Below are 314 nucleotides of genomic sequence, written 5' to 3' on the forward strand. Positions count from 1 at the left end.
TCACTCTCCGTGTTATACTAACTTCAAATTTGTTTTTTCTAAGGAACTCATTGCCATGAGTTCTTTTTTATTCCCCTGCCACAAAACGGGTGCCATGTCGTTCTAGAAATTTCCCATTACATTCCTCGCAAATGAGATTCCCCTGAAATTCGTAATACGTCATGCCGAAATACAATTCACCGTCACAATCGCTACAATAGTGTTCGAAATCTTGTCTGGTGGAATCGTGTGGATTGCCTGTGATGTTTGGGTTTTCTAACATTTTTGTCATCTCCTCACAGGATGTACAGATTTTTCTCCTTTTCCATTTCCAA

At 39.5% G+C, this 314-nt stretch carries 1 protein-coding gene; it reads right to left on the reverse strand.

Annotated features, from left to right (window positions below):
• Positions 1–67: 67 nt before the first annotated feature.
• Positions 68–314 (reverse strand): hypothetical protein (locus ACODS7_RS32955; RefSeq protein WP_488828785.1); only part of this gene is annotated, 247 nt, incomplete at its 5' end.

Source organism: Bacillus sp. FG16 (genome assembly GCF_057809515.1).